General features: G+C 64.6%; 21 protein-coding genes. 15 read left to right on the top strand and 6 right to left on the bottom strand.

What is annotated here, in order from left to right; translation table 11 throughout:
- The first annotated feature begins 1 nt into the window (after nucleotide 1).
- Nucleotides 2-565, top strand: coding sequence for a Smr/MutS family protein (locus M2334_RS14635; RefSeq protein ID WP_264571981.1), 564 nt, complete (start codon nucleotides 2-4; stop codon nucleotides 563-565).
- A gap of 205 nt (nucleotides 566-770) precedes the next feature.
- The gene (locus M2334_RS14630; RefSeq protein ID WP_264571982.1) at nucleotides 771-1,409 is read left to right on the top strand and encodes a PEPxxWA-CTERM sorting domain-containing protein; all 639 of its coding nucleotides are present in this window, start codon (nucleotides 771-773) and stop codon (nucleotides 1,407-1,409) included.
- 133 nt (nucleotides 1,410-1,542) lie between these two features.
- On the opposite strand, the gene dapE is transcribed toward M2334_RS14630, so the two are convergent.
- A complete protein-coding gene (gene dapE, locus M2334_RS14625) occupies nucleotides 1,543-2,697 on the bottom strand; it encodes a succinyl-diaminopimelate desuccinylase (protein ID WP_264605789.1) in 1,155 nt (384 codons plus the stop codon).
- 119 nt (nucleotides 2,698-2,816) lie between these two features.
- Here dapE and M2334_RS14620 point away from each other — a divergent pair, with 119 nt between their 5' ends.
- Nucleotides 2,817-3,281: a cupin domain-containing protein gene (locus tag M2334_RS14620; RefSeq protein ID WP_264605788.1), complete on the top strand. Its 465-nt coding sequence runs from the start codon at nucleotides 2,817-2,819 to the stop codon at nucleotides 3,279-3,281.
- A gap of 188 nt (nucleotides 3,282-3,469) precedes the next feature.
- On the opposite strand, the gene M2334_RS14615 is transcribed toward M2334_RS14620, so the two are convergent.
- Together M2334_RS14615 and M2334_RS14610 are read right to left on the bottom strand one after the other, a co-directional pair.
- Nucleotides 3,470-4,138, bottom strand: coding sequence for a glutathione S-transferase family protein (locus M2334_RS14615; RefSeq protein WP_264605787.1), 669 nt, complete (start codon nucleotides 4,136-4,138; stop codon nucleotides 3,470-3,472).
- A gap of 22 nt (nucleotides 4,139-4,160) precedes the next feature.
- Nucleotides 4,161-5,393, bottom strand: a complete 1,233-nt coding sequence (locus M2334_RS14610; RefSeq protein WP_264576590.1) for a NupC/NupG family nucleoside CNT transporter — start codon at nucleotides 5,391-5,393, stop codon at nucleotides 4,161-4,163.
- Between the two features lie 182 nt (nucleotides 5,394-5,575).
- Here M2334_RS14610 and M2334_RS14605 point away from each other — a divergent pair, with 182 nt between their 5' ends.
- The 7 genes from M2334_RS14605 to M2334_RS14575 all read left to right on the top strand — a co-directional run bounded on the left by M2334_RS14605 (nucleotide 5,576) and on the right by M2334_RS14575 (nucleotide 10,285).
- Nucleotides 5,576-6,259 (top strand): queuosine precursor transporter, encoded by a 684-nt coding sequence (locus M2334_RS14605; RefSeq protein ID WP_264605786.1) that lies wholly within the window; start codon nucleotides 5,576-5,578, stop codon nucleotides 6,257-6,259.
- 150 nt (nucleotides 6,260-6,409) lie between these two features.
- On the top strand, nucleotides 6,410-7,324 hold the full coding sequence (gene argB / locus M2334_RS14600) for an acetylglutamate kinase (protein WP_264605785.1): 915 nt from the start codon (nucleotides 6,410-6,412) through the stop codon (nucleotides 7,322-7,324).
- A 110-nt stretch (nucleotides 7,325-7,434) separates the two neighbouring features.
- Nucleotides 7,435-7,728: a YggT family protein gene (locus M2334_RS14595; protein ID WP_181558670.1), complete on the top strand. Its 294-nt coding sequence runs from the start codon at nucleotides 7,435-7,437 to the stop codon at nucleotides 7,726-7,728.
- Nucleotides 7,729-7,741: 13 nt separating this feature from the next.
- On the top strand, nucleotides 7,742-8,065 hold the full coding sequence (locus M2334_RS14590; RefSeq protein WP_264571987.1) for a DUF167 domain-containing protein: 324 nt from the start codon (nucleotides 7,742-7,744) through the stop codon (nucleotides 8,063-8,065).
- Nucleotides 8,062-8,958: a bifunctional methylenetetrahydrofolate dehydrogenase/methenyltetrahydrofolate cyclohydrolase FolD gene (folD, locus tag M2334_RS14585; protein WP_264584242.1), complete on the top strand. Its 897-nt coding sequence runs from the start codon at nucleotides 8,062-8,064 to the stop codon at nucleotides 8,956-8,958. The genes M2334_RS14590 and folD overlap by 4 nt, the downstream gene beginning before the upstream one ends.
- The gene (locus tag M2334_RS14580) at nucleotides 8,955-9,668 is read left to right on the top strand and encodes a hypothetical protein (protein ID WP_264605784.1); all 714 of its coding nucleotides are present in this window, start codon (nucleotides 8,955-8,957) and stop codon (nucleotides 9,666-9,668) included. Before folD ends, M2334_RS14580 begins: the two co-directional genes overlap by 4 nt.
- The gene (locus M2334_RS14575; RefSeq protein ID WP_264574413.1) at nucleotides 9,665-10,285 is read left to right on the top strand and encodes a MarC family protein; all 621 of its coding nucleotides are present in this window, start codon (nucleotides 9,665-9,667) and stop codon (nucleotides 10,283-10,285) included. The genes M2334_RS14580 and M2334_RS14575 overlap by 4 nt, the downstream gene beginning before the upstream one ends.
- A gap of 54 nt (nucleotides 10,286-10,339) precedes the next feature.
- Here M2334_RS14575 and M2334_RS14570 read toward each other — a convergent pair whose 3' ends face one another.
- Nucleotides 10,340-11,014 (bottom strand): OmpA family protein, encoded by a 675-nt coding sequence (locus tag M2334_RS14570; protein WP_181558675.1) that lies wholly within the window; start codon nucleotides 11,012-11,014, stop codon nucleotides 10,340-10,342.
- Nucleotides 11,015-11,203: 189 nt separating this feature from the next.
- Between M2334_RS14570 and M2334_RS14565 the strand changes: the two genes are divergently transcribed.
- Nucleotides 11,204-12,499 carry a hemolysin family protein gene (locus M2334_RS14565; protein ID WP_264605783.1) on the top strand — a complete coding sequence of 432 codons (1,296 nt, stop codon included), beginning with the start codon at nucleotides 11,204-11,206 and terminating at the stop codon, nucleotides 12,497-12,499.
- 23 nt (nucleotides 12,500-12,522) lie between these two features.
- Here the strand turns inward: M2334_RS14565 and M2334_RS14560 are convergent, their stop codons facing one another.
- A complete protein-coding gene (locus tag M2334_RS14560; protein ID WP_264605782.1) occupies nucleotides 12,523-13,140 on the bottom strand; it encodes a glutathione S-transferase family protein in 618 nt (205 codons plus the stop codon).
- A gap of 131 nt (nucleotides 13,141-13,271) precedes the next feature.
- On the opposite strand from M2334_RS14560, the gene M2334_RS14555 reads away from it, so the two are divergent.
- Nucleotides 13,272-13,766: a TetR/AcrR family transcriptional regulator gene (locus M2334_RS14555; RefSeq protein ID WP_264605781.1), complete on the top strand. Its 495-nt coding sequence runs from the start codon at nucleotides 13,272-13,274 to the stop codon at nucleotides 13,764-13,766.
- 10 nt (nucleotides 13,767-13,776) lie between these two features.
- Here the strand turns inward: M2334_RS14555 and purD are convergent, their stop codons facing one another.
- Nucleotides 13,777-15,060 (bottom strand): phosphoribosylamine--glycine ligase, encoded by a 1,284-nt coding sequence (purD, locus tag M2334_RS14550; protein WP_264605780.1) that lies wholly within the window; start codon nucleotides 15,058-15,060, stop codon nucleotides 13,777-13,779.
- On the opposite strand from purD, the gene xseA reads away from it, so the two are divergent.
- The 3 genes from xseA to M2334_RS14535 all read left to right on the top strand — a co-directional run bounded on the left by xseA (nucleotide 15,059) and on the right by M2334_RS14535 (nucleotide 21,065).
- Nucleotides 15,059-16,573 carry an exodeoxyribonuclease VII large subunit gene (xseA, locus tag M2334_RS14545; protein WP_264605779.1) on the top strand — a complete coding sequence of 505 codons (1,515 nt, stop codon included), beginning with the start codon at nucleotides 15,059-15,061 and terminating at the stop codon, nucleotides 16,571-16,573. The two genes, purD and xseA, sit on opposite strands and share 2 nt — an antisense overlap.
- 45 nt (nucleotides 16,574-16,618) lie before the next feature.
- Nucleotides 16,619-17,530 carry a M23 family metallopeptidase gene (locus tag M2334_RS14540; RefSeq protein ID WP_264605778.1) on the top strand — a complete coding sequence of 304 codons (912 nt, stop codon included), beginning with the start codon at nucleotides 16,619-16,621 and terminating at the stop codon, nucleotides 17,528-17,530.
- A 532-nt stretch (nucleotides 17,531-18,062) separates the two neighbouring features.
- Complete coding sequence (locus M2334_RS14535) at nucleotides 18,063-21,065, top strand: TonB-dependent receptor plug domain-containing protein (protein ID WP_264595137.1); 3,003 nt, start codon at nucleotides 18,063-18,065, stop codon at nucleotides 21,063-21,065.
- Nucleotides 21,066-21,119 lie beyond the last annotated feature (54 nt).

Raw genomic sequence — 21,119 nt, 5'->3', positions numbered from 1 at the left:
CGTGGCCCGGCGGGTTCTCACGCCCGATGAGCGCGCGCTCTGGGGCAAGCTGACCCGTACGGTGACACCCCTGCGGCGGGTCCGTCCGCTTCCACCGGTGGAGCCGGTCTCGGCAGCGGCTTTTGCTGCGGCGCTGGATACGCCCAAGCCGGTGAAGGGCCGAATTCCACCGAGTCGTCCCGTGGCGCCGCCGCCATCCCCTCCGGCGCCCGTCGCCGTGCCCGTGCTGGACGGCAGCTGGGAGAAGCGCATTCGCTCCGGGCGGATTATTCCCGATCATGCCATCGATCTGCACGGCCTCAATCTGGCGGCAGCGCATATCCGGCTGGAACGGGCCATCGGCGATGCCCTCGCGCAGGGCTGGCGGGTGCTGCTGGTGGTGACCGGCAAGCCGCGGCCCGCCCCGGCGCCCGGCGAAACCCGGCGACGTGGCGCGATTCGCGCGGAAATCGGTGATTGGCTGGCGAGGAGCGCCCATGCCCACCGCATCGCCAGCGTTCGCCAGGCCCATCCCCGCCATGGCGGGGATGGCGCGCTCTACGTGATTTTGCGCCGCAGCAATTAGGCAGCGCTGCGTGGCCCGGGATAGCCATGCGCACGAGGATGTCCGCGCTGGCATGTCGCCCGCTGGCAGGCAGGAAACCGCCATTTGCGTTCGTTCATATTCGCGCTCCGAAATGAGACAGAAATTTACCGCGTTTCTGCGAAATCCCATTGGACGGAGGGTTAAGAATCGATTAACAATTGCCCCTCTTATGTGGGAGTTGAACATGAACATGAACCTCTTTGCCAAGGCGTCTGCGATCGCCCTCGGCCTTGCCGCGGTTACCCCGGCGCAGGCCGTGACCTTCCTGTACTTCCCCGGCACGTCCGCACCGACGGCAGGCTACAATGTGATCAACCAGTTCGACACGACGGCTGGCATCACCGGCTCGAACTTCCAGATCAACACGCCGCCGTCCAACTCGACCGGCGCGCCGCCGGCCTATGCGACGTTCGGTTCGTCTTCCTATCTGTCGGTTCTCGCCAACGGTTCCGCGACGATCAACTTCGGCGCTGCCAGCGCGGTGGAGTTCGACTGGGGTTCGATCGACGCCTACAACACGCTGACCGTTCTGCTGGACGGTGGCTCCAGCTTCGTGATCACGCCGGGCGGCAACTTCACCAACGACGCCGACGGCAACCAGATCCTGGCGAACACCAATGGCCTGTTCCAGATCTTCGCTGAGGGTAACGAGAAGATCGTTGGCCTGACGCTGGAATCGAGCCGCAACTCGTTCGAGATCGACAATCTCGCGACCGTTCCGGTTCCGGAGCCCGCCACCTGGGCGATGATGATCGCCGGCCTCGGCCTGGTCGGTGGCGTGATGCGTCGCCGCGCTGGCGCCACGAGCGTCACCTTCGCCTGATTTTCAATCAGTCGACAGATTTGGGAAACGCCGTCGGTTGGGAGACCGGCGGCGTTTTCTTTTGGTTTTGGGATCGGCGGTTTAGCAGGTGAGGCGCAAGGTTGCCTGAGCGGTTCGCCCTAGAGCCGCCGGGTCAACCGAGCGTTGGGGCTGCGCTCAGGATCCGCTTGTAGATGCGCGTGAGGCTTTCGATGTCGGCCAGCGACACCGCCTCATCCAGCTTGTGCATCGTCGCATTCAGCAGACCGAACTCCACGACCGGGCAAAGCGCGGAGAGGAACCGGGCATCCGAGGTGCCGCCGCTGGTGGACAGTTCCGGTGTGAGGCCGGTTTCGGCGGCGATCGCGTCGCTGATCAGACTGGAAAAGGGACCCGGCTGGGTGAGGAACGACTCGCCGCTGATCATGGCGCGCAGCGTGCCGCCTTCGCCCTCCACCAGCGTACGGATTCGGGCAACGAGATCCTCGCCGCGATGCAGGTCGTTGAAGCGGATCGAGATACGGGCCGTGGCCTTTGCGGGAATGACATTGGTTGCCGGATTGCCGACATGCAGGTCGGTAATTTCGATATTGCTCGGCTGGAACCAGTCGGTGCCCTGATCCAGTTCGATCGCCTCGATCGCGGACAAAATCCGCACCAGCGGCGAAATCGGGTTTTTCGCCAGATGCGGATAGGCGACATGGCCCTGCACGCCCTCGACGCAGATCCACATGTTCACCGAGCCACGCCGGCCGATCTTGATCATGTCGCCAAGGCGCTGGACCGAGGTTGGCTCGCCCACGAGGCAGACATCGGGCGTCACGCCGCGCTCGGCCATGTGGCGCATCAGCGCGCGCGTGCCGTAGACGGCGTCGCCCTCTTCATCGCCGGTGATGAGCAGGCTGATCGTGCCGGGCAGCGAGGTGCCCTCGGCATCGGCACGCCCGATCGCCGCGACGAACACCGCGATGGAACTCTTCATGTCCACAGCGCCGCGCCCGTAGAGCAGTTCGCCGCGCCGCTCGGGCTGGAACGCGTCGCTTGTCCACCCTTCGCCGGGCGGCACCACGTCGAGATGGCCGGCAAAGGCGACATGCGGGCCATCGCCCGTCCGGCGGACCGCCAATAGATTTTCGACCGGCCCGTGCGGCGGCTCGCCATCGATGAAGCGCTCGACGGTGAAGCCGAGCGGCGTGAGCATCGCTTCCAGCGCATCGAACACCGCGCCGGTCGCCGGTGTGACGGACGGGCAGGCAATCAGCGCTTCGGCAAGCGCGACAGGATCGGTGAGGGACGGGGCGTTGCTCATGGCGCCTGCGTTAGCCAAGCTTGCGCGCCAAGGGAAGCGAGGTCCGCGCCCTGCGCTCCCTCTGGCGGTGATGGGCCCCCTGCGGTAGCGAGGAGGGGCGCAAGACAGGAGGAGCCGACATGCCCAAGATCGAGATCGAGCAGGTGGAGCAGAGCAACAGCACGGGCTATCCGCCGCCGTTCAACGAGCCTATGGCCGGGCGCTGGCACCGGCGGCTGGGGCGCCATGCCGGCCTGACGCATCTCGGCGCCAGCCATGTAGTGCTGGAGCCGGGCGCCTGGTCCTCGCAGCGGCACTGGCATCTGGGCGAGGATGAGTTCCTGATCATGCTATCCGGGCAGGCGGTGCTGATCGAGGACGAAGGCGAGACCATCCTGCACCCCGGCGAGTGCGTGGCCTGGGCCGCGGGCGTCGCCAATGGCCATCATCTCGTCAATCGCAGCGATACGAATTGCACCTTCATCTGCCTGAGCGCGGGAGATCGTGATGCTGGCGGGCGCTATTCAGATATCGACATGATCTTCACGGTCGGCGGCTATCAGCATCGCGATGGCACGCCTTATGGGACTGAGCGATTGCCTTGATGTCGGGATGCGGATTGCGGCGCCCTCGGCTCCTGCCTTCCCAGGAGCTTTGGTGCTCAGGCACGCTTGCAGGCTCATGCATCAGTTTACTCCACAAGCCTCCCGTTCGTGTCGAGCGAAGTCGAGACACGTGAGTGCAGTGCGTAGTGTCTCGACTTCGCTCGACACGAACGGCAAGGTGGTGGGTCTTAAACCCCGCCCGCTGGCTCCAGCCGCGGAATGACCCAGCTTTCCCGCGCGGCATCGTCCAGCCATTCGCGCATCCACGGGTGGGCGAGGATTGTGTCCATATAGGCACGCGCTGCAGGCGGCACGGCGATGGAATAGGTGACGAAGCGCGAGACGACCGGCGCGAACATGATGTCCACGGCGCCGAAGGGGCCGAAGAGAAATTCGCCCTCTGCCCCGAACCGGGTGCGGGCCTGTTCCCACACGTCCACGATGCGGGCCACATTGGCGGCGACATCGGGGCCGACATCGCGCGGGGGGAGGATGTGACGGGTGTTCATGCCGCAGGTCTGGCGCAGCGGCTGGTAACCGGAATGCATTTCCGCCGCCATCGAGCGGGCCAGCGCCAGCGCTACCTTGTCCTGCGGCCAGAAGCGAGCGCCGCCGGAGAGCGCATCGAGATAGTCGATGATGGCAAGACTGTCCCACACGGCGATGTCGCCATCCCACAGAGTCGGCACCTTACCATTGGAGACTGCGAGATCCGGCTGCGCCTTGCGGGCTTCCCACGCCTCATCGTAGAGCGGGACCAGCACTGTCTCGAAGGGCAGGCCGGATTGCTTGGCGGCCAGCCAACCGCGCAGCGACCAGCTCGAATAGACCTTGTTGCCGATGATGAGCTTCAGCATCCGCACACCTCCCCTTGCTCGATCAGAGGCTCAGCATCAGCCCGGCCAGCGCCGCGCTCATCAGATTGGCGAGGCTGCCGGCGATCAGGGCCTTGATGCCGAGCCGGGCGATCATCGGCCGCTGATTGGGCGCCAGGCTGCCGGTCACCGCCATCTGAATGGCGATGGACGAGAAATTGGCAAAGCCGCACAGCGCGAAGGTGGTGATCGCCACCGTGGCGGGCGATAGCGTGGCCTGCACCTGTCCCAGCTCAATAAAAGCCACGAACTCGTTGAGCACGACCTTGGTACCGAACAGGCCCCCCGCGACCTGCGCCTCGTTCCAAGGAATGTTGAGCAGGAGCATCACCGGCGCGAACAGCTTGCCGATCAGCATCTGGAAGCTGAGATCGGGATAGCCGAACCAGTTGCCGACCCCGCCGAGCAGGCCGTTGGCCAGCGCGACCAGCGCCACGAAGGCGAGCACCATCGCGCCGACCGCGACGGCCAGCTTCACGCCGGTCTGCGCGCCCTGTGCCGCCGCCATGATCAGATTGGCCGGCTTCTCGTCCTCATGGGTGGCATCGGGCAGAATGACCGGCTCGATCTCGGCATCATCGGGATTATCCGGCATGATGATCTTGGCCATCAAGATGCCACCCGGCGCGGCCATGAAGGCGGCGGCGAGCAGATAGTCGATCTGGATGCCCATCGAGGCATAGGCGGCGAGGATCGTGCCGGCGACGCCAGCCATGCCGCTCGTCATCACGGTGAACAGCTGGGCCGGTGTGAGGCTGGCGAGGTAGGGCCGGATGACCAACGGGCTTTCGCTCTGGCCGACGAACACATTGGCTGCGCAGCACAGGCTCTCCACGCGGGAGATGCCGGTCACCTTCTGGATAGCACCGCCGACCCAGCGGATGACGAACTGCATGATACCAAGATAATAGAGAATCGAGACGAGGCTCGCGAAGAAGATGATGACGGGCAGGGCGGCGATGGCAAAGCTGGTGCCGCCGACCTCCGGCCGGGCGAGCGGCCCGAAGATGAAGTTCGTGCCGGCCTGCGCATAGCCGAGCAGATTGCCCACGCCATGCGACATGGCGGCGATGGCGGCCTTGCCGGCGGGCACGTAGAGAACCAGCAGGGCGATGCCGGCTTGCAAGGCGAAGGCGGCGGCGACGACGCGTAGGCGGATGGCGCGCCGGTTGCCGGAGAGCAGCACGGCGATGGCAAGAATCGCGACGATGCCAACGAGGCCGATGAGGATGGGCATGGAGTGGCGGCTGTCCCCTGTTCGCATGGCCCGCCAAAGGGCCATCAGCGCGAATCGCTTATACAGGCGCGCTGCAGCGCGGCAATCGGCTGCGCTGCGCCCGGTGTCGTTGCAAGGCGGCCCGTGGCATGTCGCGCACAGGGTCTCTTCCCGCCTCGCTGCAAAGTCATTAAGCGACGGGGATGACCGCACCCGCTCAGGCCTCGTCCGCACCCATCGCCCGCTCTCTGTTCGTCCTGTCCGTCTTCTATGGCGGCATGGTGTGCATCGCCGGTGTTCTCGGCAACAAACAGGTTTCGCTCGGGCCTCTCGGCGCGATTGGCTCGGCGCTTGGCTTGGGCGAACTGGCGGTGGAAGCCGGCATCTTCGCCTTCCTCCTGCTGGTCGTCGTCTCGAGCGCAGTGGCAGAACTGCATGGCCGGGCTGTTGCCAACCGGCTGGTGTTGCTGGGCTTCATCCCGCTGATCGTTTCGATCCTGCTCTCGGTGGTCGTGCTGACCCTGCCCGCCGCGCATGAAATGGCGCCGGAGCGGCAGGCAGCCTTTGCCATGATCATGTCCGGAACGCCGCGCATCTGGGCGGGCGGTATCGTCGCTTACGGTATTTCGCAGATTCTCAATGTCACCATCTTCGCCGCGCTCAAGGGGCAGGCGGGAAGCCGGCTGCTGTGGCTGCGCGCCGGCACGGCGAGCATGCTCTCGCAGATCGTCGATACGCTGCTGTTCGTCACCATCGCCTTTTACGGCGTCTTCCCCATCGGGGCGCTGCTGGTGGGGCAGATGCTCGCCAAGGTTCTGCTCTCGGCGTTGCTGGTGCCGCCGGTCATCTATGCGTTCGTGGCATTGGGGCGCCGGCTCGACCGGTAATGTAATCCGTTCGGGCTGAGCTTGTCGAAGCCTCGCTCTTCTTCTTGGTTGAGGGAAAGAAGTAGCACGGCCCTTCGACAAGCTCAGGGCGAACGGGGAGGTAAGGGATTCCAGACCCCTCCTTCCTTGCAGCGCGGGCCGCAAAGCCTTATGCGCCCGCGCATGACCGATCACGCACCCGATCCCGCCCTGCTGGCCAAGGCCGAGACCCTTACCGAGGCGCTGCCCTATATGCAGCGTTATGCCGGCGAGACGTTCGTTGTGAAATATGGCGGCCATGCCATGGGCGACCCGGAGGCCGCGCGCGATTTCGCCGAGGATGTCGTGCTGATGAAGATGGTCGGCATCAATGTTGTGGTCGTCCATGGCGGCGGGCCGCAGATCGGCGCGATGCTCAAGAAGCTCGGCGTCGAGAGCAAGTTCGTGAACGGCCTGCGCGTGACCGATGAGGAAACCGCGAAGATCGCCGAGATGGTCCTCGCCGGATCGATCAACAAGGAGATCGTCGGCTGGATCGCCCAGGCGGGTGGCCGCGCGGTCGGTATTTCCGGCAAGGATGGCGGCCTGGTGCTGTGCGAAAAGGTCGGCGGCAAGCGCGAGCCGGACCCGAACAGCGGCATCGAGCGCAATGTGGACCTCGGCTTCGTCGGCGACCCCGTGAAGGTGGACCGGCGCATTCTCGACAGCCTCTCGCGCGACGGCATCATCCCCGTGGTCGCGCCGGTCGGCATTGGCGCCGACGGGCACACCTATAATGTGAACGCCGATACGATGGCCGGCGCGATTGCCGCTGAACTCGGCGCCAAGCGCTTCTTCCTGCTCACCGACGTGCCGGGCGTGCTGAACAAGAACAAGGATCTGCTGAGCGACCTGACTCCGCCGAAGATCGGCGGTCTGGTTGAGGATGGCACGATTTCCGGCGGCATGATTCCCAAGGTGGAAACCTGCGTGAAGGCTGTCGAGGGCGGCGTGGAAGCGGCGGTCATTCTGGATGGGCGCATTCCGCATGTCATGCTGCTGGAGGTGTTCACCCGCCAGGGCGCCGGCACGTTGGTGCATCTGTAACGCGCGGCGCGCGGGGGCTATGGCGGTAGAAAATCACCGCCCTCAAGCAACTTGCAGCCGCTAGGCCCGCTGGGCTAGACTTGTCTCAACTTTCCACCACAGGACGAACCATGGCCGTTGCCCTTATCCAGACCTTGGCGATCCTGCTGAATGTCGCCTGGTGGATCATCATCGTTCAGGCCATCTTGAGCTGGCTGATCGCGTTCAACGTGATCAACACCAGCAATGATATCGTGCGCAGCATCTGGGTCGCGCTCGACCGGCTGACCGAGCCGCTCTATCGGCCGATCCGCCGGATCATGCCGGATCTCGGCGCGCTCGATCTCTCGCCGATGGTCGTGCTCATCATCATCATCATCCTGCAGGGGCCGGGCCTGACCGCGCTGGCAAGCCTGCTGCTCTGAACGGACGTGCGCCGTGCCGCTTCGTCGTGACGGCGCAGACCTGCTACTGGCGATTCGCCTGACGCCCAAGGCCGCGCGAGCCCGCCTTGGTGGAACGTTCACGGATGCCGCCGGGCAGCGCTGGCTGCAGGCCAGCGTCACCGCGCCGCCGGACAAGGGGAAGGCCAATGCCGCGCTGCTGACTCTGCTCGCCCGACATCTGCGCGTGCCCGGATCGTCGATTTTGCTGGAGACAGGGGATACCAACCGGCTAAAGCGCCTGCGCATTGCGGGTGCTGATCCGCACACGGAACAGTCTTTGAGAGAGATCGCTGAGAAGGAGCGAAGCGCGACATGAGTTTGGGCAAGGAAATCGACGGCAAGGCATTCGCGGCGAAGCTGCGCGGGCGGATGGCTGAGGCAGTCCCCGGTTTCGTGGAGAAGACCGGGCGCAAGCCGGGCCTCGCGGTGGTGCTAGTGGGTGAAGACCCGGCGAGCAGCGTCTATGTCCGCTCTAAGGGCAAGGCGACGGTCGAAATCGGCATGAACAGCCTTGAGTTCAAGCGCCCCGCGACGATCAGCCAGGAAGAGCTGATCGAGCTGGTCGAAGAGCTGAATGCGGACGATAGCGTGGATGGCATTCTCGTCCAGTTGCCGCTGCCTGCCCATCTCGATGACAAGGCGGTGATCGCCACCATCGATCCCGCCAAGGACGTCGACGGCTTCCATGTCGTTAATGCCGGCAAGCTGGCGGTGGGCGATCCTACCGCGCTGGTGCCCTGCACGCCGCTTGGCTGCCTGATGCTGCTCAAGGACGAGCTGGGCGACCTCTCCGGCAAGGAAGCGGTCGTCATCGGCCGTTCGAACATCGTCGGCAAGCCGATGATGCAGCTCCTGCTGGCGGAAAGCTGCACCGTGACCGTCGCGCACAGCCGCACGCACGATCTGGCCGGCGTGGTCCACCGCGCGGACATCGTGGTCGCGGCGGTCGGCCGGCCGGAAATGGTCAAGGGCAGCTGGATCAAGCCGGGCGCCGTGGTCATCGACGTCGGCATCAATCGCGTGAAGGGCGATGAGGACGGCAAGAGCAAGATCGTCGGTGACGTCGCCACCGCCGAGGCGATCAACCACGTCGCGGCGATCACGCCCGTGCCGGGTGGCGTCGGTCCGATGACCATCGCGGTGCTGTTGCGCAACACTTTGGTCGCCGCGCACGTTCGCGCGGGTCTGCCCGCACCCAAGGGCCTTTGATCCGCAGCGCTGCCTTTGCCTTGCTCGCCACGCTCTCCTTGGGCGTGGCGGCTGGTCCTGCGCAAAGTCAGCGCCAGATGATGCCGAGCGTCGGCGTCGGCACCGCCAATCCGAGCGCCATCGTCGCTGCCGAACTGGGCATGGCCCGCCAGGCGCGCGAGGAGGGGCAATGGACGGCGCTGCGCAAGCTGGCCGACAAGGACGCCGTGATCTTCGCGCCCGGCCCGCTCAATGCGCAGGCCTGGCTCAAGCAGCAATCGGACCCCGCCCAGCCGGTGCGCTGGAGCCCGCAGCAGATCTTCATCGCCTGCGATGGCAGCTATGCCGCCGCGACCGGGTCGCTGGAGCGCGCAAACGGGCAAGCGGGGCGGTTCGTCACCCTTTGGCGCCTGCAGCGCAAGGGCGATTATAAATGGGTGATGACGGCCACCAGCGACACGCCATGGAGCGGCGAGGCGGACGGCATGATCAAGGCTTCCGTTGCCGATTGCGCGCGACGGGGTGAGCGGCCGGAGCGGCGCGATCGCGACCGCGACATTGTGCGCCTGCCGGACCCGCCGCCGGCCAGCGGGTCGGCGCAGTCCGAGGACGGGTCGCTGCGCTGGACATGGACGGTGACAGGTGACGCGCGGACGCTGGAGGTTTTCCTGCGTCGCGGTGCCGATGAGGAGCGGGTTATTCAGGAGACGGCGGCGGAGGGCGCGCGATGATGGAGCTGTTCCTCGCGGCGTTCATCACGCTGTTCGTCGTCATCGACCCGCCGGGCACGGCGCCGATCTTCAGCAGCCTCACCATGGGCGCGAGCGGCGCCCAGCGTCGCAGCATGGCGGTGCGGGCGGTGATCGTGGCGGCCTGCATCCTGCTGGCCTTCGCGCTGGCGGGAGAAGCGTTCCTGCGGACGCTCGGCATCACGCTGGAGGCGTTCCGCATCGCGGGCGGCATCATGCTGTTCTTCATCGCCATGGACATGGTGTTCGAGACGCGGACGCGGCGGCGCGAAGACCGTGCGCAGAAGATCAAGGAAACGCCGGAAATCGAGGATGTCGCCATCTTCCCTATGGCGATGCCGATGATTGCGGGACCGGGGTCGATCGCGACGATCATGCTGTTGATGGCGCGGGCGACGGGTCCGCAGGAGACGGCGATCGTGCTCTTCGCGCTCGCGGCCAATCTGCTGCTGATGCTGGCGGCGCTGCTGGCGGTCGGCCCGATCATGCGGGTGTTTGGCGGTCAGGTGGAGGCGGTCATTACCCGCTTGCTGGGTGTGATTCTCGCGGCGCTCGCGGTGCAGTTCGTGATCGACGGTTTGCGCCAGAGCATTCTCTGATTTGAAAGCGAAGGGCCGGAGAGACACGCTCCCCGACCCTTCCCATCATACCGTTCAGCTCGCGACGGCGGGCACGATCTTGATTTCCACGCGGCGGTTCTGCGCCTTGCCGTCAGCGGTTTCGTTACTGGCGACCGGGCGCGTCTCGCCATAGCCCATCGTCGCCATGCGGATCGGATCGACGCCGCGACGTCCGAGATAATTGGCGACGGCCTGCGCGCGACGCTCGGAGAGTGCCTGATTATAGGCCTCGCTGCCGTCGGAATCGGTGTGACCCAGCACGTCGATCATCGTCTTGGGATATTCCGCAAGGGTCGAGGCCACCTGATCCAGCGTGGACTGTGCCTGCGGCTGCACCGTGGCCTGGTCGGTCGCGAAGGTGATGCCGGAGGGCATGCGCAGCAGCAATTCGTCGCCCTGACGGACGACATCGACGCCGGTGCCGGCGGTCTGCTGGCGCAGCTTCCTCTCCTGCGCGTCCATATAAGCGCCGACTCCCGCGCCGGCCACGGCACCAATGCCCGCGCCGACGATCTTCTCCGTGCGGTCGTTGCGACCGCCCAAAATGTCGCCGAGCAGATAGCCGCCGAGCGCACCACCGACGCCGCCGATGGCGGCCTTCGAAATGGTCCGATTGCCGGTTTCAGGATCGGTCACACAGCCGGAGAGGGCCAGCGCCGCCAAAGCGGTGCCGGCAAGGGCGAAGGGGGAATGGCTGCGAAGGCTCATGATTATCTCCTCAAGTCTGGCCTCCCACGCTGTTACGCGGGAACCCAGCCATTAACGGCGCGGGAACCTGATTAGTTCCTGAACGAGGGAACTCTTGCCGGCCTGCGATGTTGCCCGGCAATGTTGCAAGTGGCTTTCCGTAGCGAAAGCCGCTAAGCTTTCAGCCAACAACCCCCTTTAGAAGAGACCATGCCGCCTTTTCCCTGGCTCGATGCCGCCATCGTCCTCGCGCTGATTGCGCTCAACGGCGTCTTTGCCATGTCCGAACTGGCCATTGTCTCGGCACGCCGGCCACGGCTGGAGGCCATGACCCGCAATGGCAAGCATGGGGCCCGGGCGGCGCTGGGCCTCAGTGCGGAGCCGGGCCGCTTCCTGTCTACCGTCCAGATCGGCATCACGCTCATCGGCATTCTCGCCGGTGCCTATTCGGGCGATAAACTCGGTGGCCCGCTCGGCGCGATCTTCGCCTATCTGGGCATGTCCGCGAACCTGGCCCAGAACACCGGTTTTGGCGTTGCGATCGTCGCGACGACCTATGTCTCGCTGATCATCGGCGAGCTGGTGCCCAAGCAGCTTGCGCTGCGCAATCCCGAGCCGCTGGCCTGCGTCGTCGCGCCATTCATGATCATGCTCGCGCGCGTTGCCGCGCCGATCGTCTGGGTGCTGGATCAGTCCAGCGAGGTCATCTTCAAGCTGATGCGCCTCAAGCGCGAAGGCTCGGACCATGTGACGGCGGAGGAACTGCAGCTCATCGTGGCGGAAGCGAGCCGGCACGGCGTGATCGAGGAAAGCGAGCGCGCGATCATTTCCGGCGTGGTGCGGCTGGCCGACCGGCCGGTGCGCGAAGTGATGACGCCGCGCCGCGATGTCGACTGGCTGGATGCCGATGCCAGCGCCGAGCAATTGCGCGAGAAGCTGCTCGCCACCCCGCACACCCGCCTGCCGGTCGCGCAGGGCAGCGTGGAGGACATTATTGGCGTCGTACAGGCGCGTGACGTGATGGCGGCACTGTTCCGGGGCGAGGCACTGGATCTGCGGGTGCTGATGCGCCCGGTCTCCATCGTGCCCGATCAGGTGGATGCCATGGACGCCCTCAACCGCCTGCGGGAGGCCGACGCCCCCATGGTGATGGTGCATGACGAATATGGCCATTTCGAAGGCATTGTGACCCCGGCCGATCTCATGTCCGCCATCGCTGGCGAGTTTGCGTCGGACAGCGATCTCTATACCCAGCCGATGGTCACGGAGCGGGAGGATGGCAGCCTGCTCGTCTCCGGCCAGATGGCCATCGACGCGCTGGCCGAGCGCATCGACCTCGATCTCTCCGAAGACCGCGACTACGCGACCGTTGCCGGCTTTGCGCTGGCCGTGCTGCGCCACCTGCCTGAAGAGGGCGAGCATTTCAGCGAGCAGGGCTGGCGGTTCGAAATCGTCGATATGGACGGGCGCAAGATCGACAAGTTGCTGGTCAGCGCGGAAGACTGACCGGCGCGCCCGCGCCCGTTCGATCAGGTATAGGCATAAGGCCCGCCCGCCTCCAGCGCGCGCTGATAGGCAGGCCGTGACTGCACCCGGTCCAGCCAGGCGATGGTCGCGGGACGGCTCTCGTCCAGCCCGCCCCGGCTCCGCGCGGCTTCCAGTGGAAAGCTCATCATCACATCGGCCCCGCTGATCTGGTTGCCGGCAAACCACGGACGCCGGCTGAGCTCGGCTTCGACATAATCGAGATGGACGTTGATCATCGGCTGGATGCGCTTGACGGCGACCTTGCCGACCAGCGGAATGCGGGAGAGCACGAGCTTGAGCAGCAGCGGCGGCATCATCGATCCTTCCGCATAATGCAGGAACATGCGGTATTGCAGCTTACCGTCAGCGTCATCGGGCGGCCCGAACTGGCCGGATTTCTCGACCAGATATTCGACGATCGCGCCGCTCTCGACCAGCGTGCGGCCCTCGTCTTCGAGCACCGGCGACTTGCCGAGCGGATGCACCGCCTTGAGCGCAGCGGGCGCGAACATCGTTTCGGGATCGCGCTCATAACGGCGCAATTCATAGGGGAGGCCCAACTCCTCCAACATCCACAGGATGCGCTGCGAGCGGGAGTTGTTGAGATGGTGGACGATCATTGAGAGGCTCCATGGCAAATCGTGTTGCAAGGCGCGAAGGTATGCTTACAGTGTAAACATACTTCATCAAGCTTACGGTGTAAACAATCTTGAAAGACGCGTCCTTGAGGAATTGCCTCGTCAACGAAACAGTGGCGACGTTGGTTGCAGGCGAGCCGGAACCCAGTCTGCGCGATCTCGCGGCGCGCCTTGGCGTATCCGCCATGGCGTCTTATCGGCATTTCCCGAATAAGGCGGCACTGATGGAGGCCGTGTCCGAGCGCGGATTTGCTATGCTTGAGGCACAGCTCAAGGCTGCGGATGCCGCAAAGGCCGGCGCTCCTGCGCTGGTTGCGCAGGGCTTGGCCTACTTTGCATTTGCAATAACGCACCGACGTTTGTTCGATTTGATGTTCCGCGAAGGCACACGCGCCGGTGAAGAAAGTCCGGCGAGGCAGCGTGCCTTCGGCGTCCTGTACGATCGGGTCGTGGCTCTGGCGCCCGAGGACGCCGAGGCTGTTGCGCTCGCCTGCTGGGCGCTGGTTCATGGCCTTGCCGTTCTCCAATCCGCTCCGGGTGGGCCGGAGCAGGCGGCGCGCGTTCGTGATGTATTGACCCTTTTCGTAAACAGGATCGCGCGCGTCTGAACGGCGGCGCCTAGCCTGCCGCCGCGTCTTTCTCCCGCGCGATTTCCCGCCAGCCGAGGTCGCGCCGGCAGAAGCCGCCGAGGAAATCGACCTGATCGACCAGCGCATAAGCGGCGTCGCGCGCCTGCGTGACCGTGGCCCCCCGCGCGGTGACGTTCAGCACGCGGCCGCCGCTGGCCACGAGCTGCCCGTCCTTGAGCGTCGTGCCGGCGTGGAAGATTTTGGCGCCTTCGGGCGCCATCGGAAGCGCGATGGGCGCGCCTTTCTCGGGCGTGCCGGGATAGCCGTTTGCGGCCAGCACCACGGTGAGCGCCGCGTCGGGCGCGAAGCTGGGGCCGCTGGCCTCGTCGAGCGCCCCTTGCGCGACGGAGAGCAGCAGCGAAACCAGATCGCTGGTCAGCCGCATCATCAGCACCTGGCATTCAGGGTCGCCAAAGCGACAATTATATTCGATGAGCTTGGGGCCGTCCGGAGTGAGCATCAGCCCCGCGAACAGCACACCGGAATAAGGCGTGCCGCGCGCGGCGAGCGTCGTCACCGTCGGGCGGATGATCTGGTCCATCACGGCATCCTGCAGGGCAGGCGTGAGCACCGAGGCCGGACTATAGGCGCCCATGCCGCCGGTATTGGGGCCAGTGTCGCCTTCCCCCACCCGCTTGTGATCCTGCGCCGAGCCGAAGGCGACGACATGCGTGCCATCGGTGAGGGCGAAGAAGCTGGCTTCCTCGCCCTCCATAAATTCTTCCAGCACCACTTCCGCGCCCGATGCGCCGAAGCTGCCGCCGAACATGTCGCGGATCGCCTCTTCGGCCTCTTCGCGCGTCTGCGCGATGATGACGCCCTTGCCGGCGGCGAGCCCATCGGCCTTCACCACCACCGGCAGGCTGAAATCGCTCAGCGCCGCCAGCGCCACCTCAGCACTGGTGCAGCGGACATAGCCGGCCGTGGGAATGGCGGCATCGCGGCAGAGATCCTTGGTGAAGCCCTTGGAGCCTTCAAGCTGGGCGGCAGCGGCGCTCGGCCCGAACACCGGGATGTCCACGGCGCGCAGGCTGTCGGCAATCCCGTCCACCAGCGGCGCTTCCGGGCCGACGACCACCAGACCGACGTTGTTAGCGCGGCAAAAATCGATCACGGCGGCATGATCGGCAATGTCGATATCGACCAGGCGCGCCGCCTCGGCTATGCCGGGATTGCCCGGTGCGGCGAACAGGCCGGTGCAGAGCGGCGATTGCGCCAGCTTCCAGGCGAGGGCATGTTCGCGCCCGCCACCGCCGAGCAAAAGGATATTCATGAGCGATTTTTCCGTCAGTGAGGATGCGTCCGGCCGCCTGTTAGCGCAGGAGCGCGCGGGGGACAATCTGACCGCGCTCAGCATTTCCGAACTGTCCGCCCAGCTCAAGCGCACGGTGGAGGACCGCTTCGGCTTCGTGCGCCTGCGCGGCGAGATTTCGGGCTTCAAGCGGGCCGCCTCCGGCCATGTCTATTGCTGCCTCAAGGACGATGCGGCGGTGATCGACGGGGTGATGTGGAAAGGCACGGCGGGCCGGCTCGCCTTCCGGCCCGAAGATGGACTGGATGTGATCGTCACCGGCAAGGTCACGACTTATCCCGGACGCTCCAAATATCAGATCGTCATCGAGAGCATGGAGCTGGCCGGCGAGGGCGCGCTGATGCAGCTCTTCGAGAAGCTCAAGGCACGCTTGTCCGCCGAGGGGCTGTTCGATCCCGCCAAGCGCCGGCCGATCCCGATGCTGCCCGATGTGATCGGCGTGGTGACCTCGCCCACCGGCGCAGTGATTCGCGACATTCTCCACCGGCTTGCCGATCGCTTTCCGAGCCGCGTATTGCTCTGGCCCGTGCTGGTGCAGGGGGAGGGCGCGGCGGCACAGGTGGCAGCGGCGGTGCGCGGCTTTGGCGCGTTACCGGCGAATGGCCCGATTCCGCGCCCCGACGTGCTGATCGTGGCGCGCGGTGGCGGCTCCATCGAGGATCTGTGGTCGTTCAACGAGGAAGTCGTGGTGCGGGCGGTGGCGGAGTCGCCGATTCCGGTCATTTCCGCCGTGGGGCATGAGACGGACACGACCTTGTGCGATTTCGCTGCCGATCTGCGCGCGCCGACGCCCACGGCGGCTGCGGAAATGGCCGTGCCGGTGCGCGCCGACCTCGCCGTGCAGGTCGCTGAGCTACGCGCGCGGATGCAGCGCTGCGTGGCGCGCGGCCTGGACCGCAGCCGCGAGCGATTGGAAGCACAGCGGCGGCTCCTCCCGCGCCCGGATGTGCTGTTGGCCCAGGCCCGCCAGCGCGCGGATGATCTCGGCGACCGGCTGCGGCGGGGGCTTTCCCACCGGGTGAGCCGGGCGCGGCACGAGTTGGCGGACGCATCCGGCGCATTGCGACCCTCATTGCTGCAGAGCCACCTCGCGCGGGAACGGCAGAAGCTTGCCAACGTCCGGCTCTCCCCGCTGGTGCTCGAGCGCCGGCTGGGCGACGCGCGGCGGCAGCTGGATGGGCTGTGGCGGCTGGCGCAGTCGCTCAATCCCGATGCGCCGCTCAAGCGTGGCTTCGCCCGCGTGATGGCGCAAGGCCGGCTGGTGCGCTCCGCCGAGGAGGCGCGCGCGGCGGGGCGGGTGACGCTCAAGTTCGAGCAGGATGAGGTGACCGCACTGACGCAGCCCGATGCGGCGGGTGGCGACTCTCCGGCGCCGGCCTTCCCGTCCTCCGCGCCGCCACCGCCCGCGCCCCGGCCGGTGCGCAAGGCGGCCCCTTCCGCTACGCCAGCGCGGCAGACCGACCTGTTCGACTGACGGCGCGCCCTTGCATCGCGCCAGCCGCGCGGCCATGAGTGCGGCATGACAGGTTTCCGCTTCCGCTCTCGTTCTGTTCTGGCGGGAGGTCTGCTCGCCGCATTGGCCGGCTGTGCGACGGTCCAGGCACCGCCGCCGGAAGCCAGCGCGCTGCCCATCGAGGACGTGCCCGATCTCGCGCTACCGCAAGGGCCGGCCACGTTGCAGGTTCGCGGCGCCCCCCGGCAAGGGGCACTGCTGCGCGGTCTCGTCCCCGTCGGCACGCTGGGTCTTACGCTCGATGGCGTGCCGGTGGCAGTGGACGCCGAGGGCAACTTCATCATCGGGCTGGACCGCGATGCCCCGGCCACCATGACGCTGGAAGCGACCGGGCGTGATGGGCGCAAGCAACGGCGCGTGCTGACCATCGCGCGCGGCGACTGGAAGATCCAGAACGTCAATGCCTCGATCACGGGCAGCGCCACCAGCGAGGAGTTCCAGCAACGGCGGGCGGGCGAACTGGCGCGCATCGTTGCCGCCCGGGCTGATCCGCAACTGAGCAATGGCTGGCGGCAGACATTCATCTGGCCGGTGAAGGCGCGCATTTCCGGCGTGTTCGGCTCGCAGCGCATCTATCGGGGCACGCCGGGCAGCTACCATAGCGGGCTCGATCTCGCCGGGGGGCAGGGCACGGTCTATGTCGCGCCGGCGGACGGCGTCGTCGTGCTGGCTAGCGAAGAGCCGTTCACGCTGGAAGGCAAGCTGCTCATCATCGATCATGGCATGGGCCTCAACAGCGCCTTCCTGCACAGTGATCGGCTGCTGGTGAAGGAAGGCGATGTCGTGCGCCAGGGCCAGCCCCTCGGCGAGATCGGCGCGACGGGCCGGGTGACAGGTCCACATCTACACTGGAGCATGAAGTGGAACGATGCGCGGATTGATCCGTTACCGCTGGTACAGGGTCAAGCGGCCCGCTGATCGACAATCAGGCTGGATGCCGTAGCGTCCGGCCGTCGGGCTCTTTTGCTGCATTGCAACACGATGTGCCAAGGCCACAGGGGCGGGTGAGGCAGACCTAAAATGCCTCTTGGCGCATCGGACGCTACGGAAAGCTACCCCCTGGGTCGCTCCGATTTCGCCACGAATTCCATGTTCATTCGAACTGCGGTGTGAGAAGATTAACAAATAGTTTCTAGGAAAACTGCGGTTCGGGACGATTTGTGTCGTGCTGTGTAGATCGCCGCTAATATTGTTACAGCGGACCGCAGGGCGCGGAGGCACCGGACCGACGATCTTGTTGCATGAATGTGACATGTACGGGAAAATAGCCCGTTCATGCTGCACCTGCGCTTTACACCTTTAACCAATCCGCACAGTTTCACGGCCATATAGCGCAGGGGCCACGCGTGTTGTCGTCGGGAGACCGAGAGGACGACGCACGATCCCCGCGTTTCGTGCGACCGGATGTTCCCGGCCGCAGTTCGCAAATTCCAGAGCAAGGGACTGGATCGTGAAGAAAATAACATCGCAAACATTGCTGAAGCTGGCAGCTGCACCTGCCGTGCTCGGCCTCGCCATGCTGAGCTCCGCCGCACATGCGCAGGAGCCGCAGAACGCGGATGCCGCTGAGGAGGGCGAGGTGATCGTCGTTACCGGATCGCGCATTGCGCGACCTGAGCTCGAAGTTGCCAACCCGATTGTTGCGATCACAGCGGCTGCAATCGAGAATACCGGTCAAACCAATATCGCGGACATTCTGATCCGGAACCCTGCTTTGACCGCATCGATCGGCTCATCTCTTTCGGGCGGTGCAGATGCAGGGTTCGGCGAGACGGGCGTGAACCTGCTCGACCTGCGGAACCTCGGTACCGATCGCACGCTGGTGCTGGTCAACGGAAAGCGTCACGTCGCAGGCGTCGCCAATTCGGCAGCGGTCGATATTAACACGATCCCGCAAGAACTGATCGAGAAGGTTGACGTGCTCACCGGCGGCGCGTCTGCCGTTTACGGTGCGGACGGCGTGTCCGGCGTGGTGAACTTCATCTTGAAGCGCAACTATGACGGGTTCTCCGCGCGTGCACAGGCTGGTATCTCCAGCAAAGGCGATGCCGGCAGCCAGTTGTTTTCGGTGGTCGCCGGTAAGAATTTTCTGGATGATCGCGCAAACCTGACGGTTGCATATGAGTACAACCGGGCCGATCGGCTTCACAGTTCCAAACGCCTCTACTCAGGCGATCCGTCGCGCTGGGCGGTGATGGTTCAGAACCCAAATGATTTCCTTGAAAATGAAGACGGCGATCCAGTCGACGATCCCAATGTTTTCGACAACATTCGCCAGAATAACCTGACTTGGGCTTATAGCGCTCGCCCGGGGATGGTCGCACTTGATAGCGGTCTCTATCTGGGCGACGGTCGAGCATATGATGAAGGCATCGTGCTGCCAGGCACCGCTTTTGCCATTGGGGGGACGAATACACCCGTCGCCGGTTATTATGGTGACTTGCAGCCGGAGACAGAACGTCACTCGTTCAACATGATGTCGAGCTTTGAGTTCTCGCCTGCAGCCCGTCTCTACTTTGAAGGCAAATACGTAAAGAACGAGTCCTTCTCGGTTGGTCAGCCCAGTTTTGACTTCGGCACCTACCTTGCTCCTGACAACGCCTATCTCATTGAGCGCTTTGGTGCTGATGAGGCGGCGGGCGGCGCAGGGCTTTATCGCGATAACTTCGATTTGGGCATTCGCGGTGAAACGACCGAACGCGAAACCTTCCGCATCGTCGTCGGTCTCGAAGGTGAGATTACGGACAACCTGCGCTACGACATCTCCTATGTATTCGGTCGTACCAAGTCGCAGTTCGTTCAGACCTCGAACCTGATTGGCGACCGCTTCTTCGCCGCACTTGATGCAGTGCGCGATCCGGTCTCGGGCAATATCGTGTGTCGTTCGACCCTCGATCCCACGTCGAACATTGATCCCGAGAATTTCGACGCGCCTGCAACGACGTTTACGCCCGGAGCGAACAGCGCTTGTCGCCCACTCAATCTCCTTGGTGAAGGTGTTGCAAGCCAGGAGGCACTCGCCTTCGTCCTGGCGGACAATGTCAGTCGCTCACGCGTCGCTCAGGAAGTCGTTAGCGGCTATATCTCGGGCGATACGGAAGCCTTCTTCAATCTGCCAGGTGGACCCGTCGGTTTTGCGATCGGCGCTGAGTATCGTCGCGAAAAGAGCAGCGAAACGCCTGACGTGCGGATTCAAAATGGTGATTTCCGAGACTTCAGCGCCATCGCGCCGAGCAGCGGTGAATTTGACGTGAAGGAAGTCTTCGGCGAGATCAATCTTCCGATTCTGGCTGATCTTCCGTTCGCTGAACGCTTGTCGATCGGGGGCGCCATCCGCTTCTCGGATTACTCGACTGTGGGTAGCACGACGACCTGGAAGATCGACGGTGTTTATGCGCCGATCCGCGATATCCGTTTTCGTGCGACCTATTCGCAGGCTGTCCGTGCACCGAATATTGGAGAACTATTCCGGCCGGAAACCGGAACGTTCCTCTTCATTACCGATCCGTGCGACATCAATCGTCGTAATCAGGGCACCCAGTACCGGGCAGCAAACTGCGAAGCTCTTCTCGCTGGTTTTGGTTTGACGCCGACGCAGATCGCGACGTTTAGCCCAAGCAGCGTGCCTGAGCAAAATACGTCGCGTCGCGGCCTGTACAGCGGTAATCAGGATCTGCAGGAGGAGACGGCCAAGACCTGGACGGCCGGCGTCGTGCTCCAGCCGAGCTTCATCCCGGGACTGTCCATAACGTTCGACTGGTACAATATTCGTATCACCGATGCCATCAACACGCCGACCGCGACCGAACTGGCCGAGCTTTGCGTTGATCAGCCGACGTTGGACAATCCTTACTGTCCAAACCTCTTCCGCGAAACGACACCCGGATCGACGCTTGGCTTCTTCCTGGGTCAAGGCAACGACCCGCTGCGTCGCAACGCCTTCCTTGTACGTCCTGAAAACGTCGCGGCGTTCCGGACTGCCGGCGCGGACTTCACGATCAACTACGTGGTTACGCCGGCAGCGAACATCGGTCGGTTCCAGTTCAGTCTGGCTGGCGGTTACCTCGACTCGATCAATTTCGTGCCGACGCTCGGAGCTGATGTCGATGATGATTTGCTGGAGCGGTACAATCCCCGCTGGCGCGGGAGTGTCAGCCTGACCTGGGCGCTCGAGAACTTCTCGATCAACTACGGCCTGAGCTACTGGAGCAAGACACGTCGTTACACGACCGAGCAGCTTGCGGGCGATCCGGACATCTCTGATCCCAAGTATTTCTTCTTCAAGGAGCGTTGGGAGCACGATATCCGTGCGGCATTTACCGTGGACGAAAAGTTCGAGTTCTATGGCGGCGTGAACAACCTGTTCGACTACGAGCCGGAACCCGGTCAGCTCAGCTATCCGGTATCGGGCGTTGGACGCTACCTCTATGCGGGCGTGAAGGTCGGTTTCTAACGACCTCCTGACCATTGCCAGAAACAAAAAGGGCGGCCCATTTGGCCGCCCTTT

The sequence above is a fragment of the Sphingobium sp. B11D3D genome (assembly GCF_025961755.1).
GTDB lineage: Bacteria > Pseudomonadota > Alphaproteobacteria > Sphingomonadales > Sphingomonadaceae > Sphingobium.
Note: the sequence above shows the minus strand (reverse complement) of the source record. Positions and strands in the feature narration are given on the sequence as shown.

Bases quoted from the DNA above. Each gene is read 5' to 3' on its own strand.
- M2334_RS14630 (WP_264571982.1), top strand. From the start codon at position 771: ATGAACATGAACCTCTTTGCCAAGGCGTCTGCGATCGCCCTCGGCCTT.
- dapE (WP_264605789.1), bottom strand. From the start codon at position 2,697: ATGAGCAACGCCCCGTCCCTCACCGATCCTGTCGCGCTTGCCGAAGCG.
- M2334_RS14620 (WP_264605788.1), top strand. From the start codon at position 2,817: ATGCCCAAGATCGAGATCGAGCAGGTGGAGCAGAGCAACAGCACGGGC.
- M2334_RS14615 (WP_264605787.1), bottom strand. From the start codon at position 4,138: ATGCTGAAGCTCATCATCGGCAACAAGGTCTATTCGAGCTGGTCGCTG.
- M2334_RS14610 (WP_264576590.1), bottom strand. From the start codon at position 5,393: ATGCCCATCCTCATCGGCCTCGTTGGCATCGTCGCGATTCTTGCCATC.
- M2334_RS14605 (WP_264605786.1), top strand. From the start codon at position 5,576: ATGACCGCACCCGCTCAGGCCTCGTCCGCACCCATCGCCCGCTCTCTG.
- argB (WP_264605785.1), top strand. From the start codon at position 6,410: ATGCGCCCGCGCATGACCGATCACGCACCCGATCCCGCCCTGCTGGCC.
- M2334_RS14595 (WP_181558670.1), top strand. From the start codon at position 7,435: ATGGCCGTTGCCCTTATCCAGACCTTGGCGATCCTGCTGAATGTCGCC.
- folD (WP_264584242.1), top strand. From the start codon at position 8,062: ATGAGTTTGGGCAAGGAAATCGACGGCAAGGCATTCGCGGCGAAGCTG.
- M2334_RS14575 (WP_264574413.1), top strand. From the start codon at position 9,665: ATGATGGAGCTGTTCCTCGCGGCGTTCATCACGCTGTTCGTCGTCATC.
- M2334_RS14570 (WP_181558675.1), bottom strand. From the start codon at position 11,014: ATGAGCCTTCGCAGCCATTCCCCCTTCGCCCTTGCCGGCACCGCTTTG.
- M2334_RS14565 (WP_264605783.1), top strand. From the start codon at position 11,204: ATGCCGCCTTTTCCCTGGCTCGATGCCGCCATCGTCCTCGCGCTGATT.
- M2334_RS14560 (WP_264605782.1), bottom strand. From the start codon at position 13,140: ATGATCGTCCACCATCTCAACAACTCCCGCTCGCAGCGCATCCTGTGG.
- xseA (WP_264605779.1), top strand. From the start codon at position 15,059: ATGAGCGATTTTTCCGTCAGTGAGGATGCGTCCGGCCGCCTGTTAGCG.
- purD (WP_264605780.1), bottom strand. From the start codon at position 15,060: ATGAATATCCTTTTGCTCGGCGGTGGCGGGCGCGAACATGCCCTCGCC.
- M2334_RS14540 (WP_264605778.1), top strand. From the start codon at position 16,619: ATGACAGGTTTCCGCTTCCGCTCTCGTTCTGTTCTGGCGGGAGGTCTG.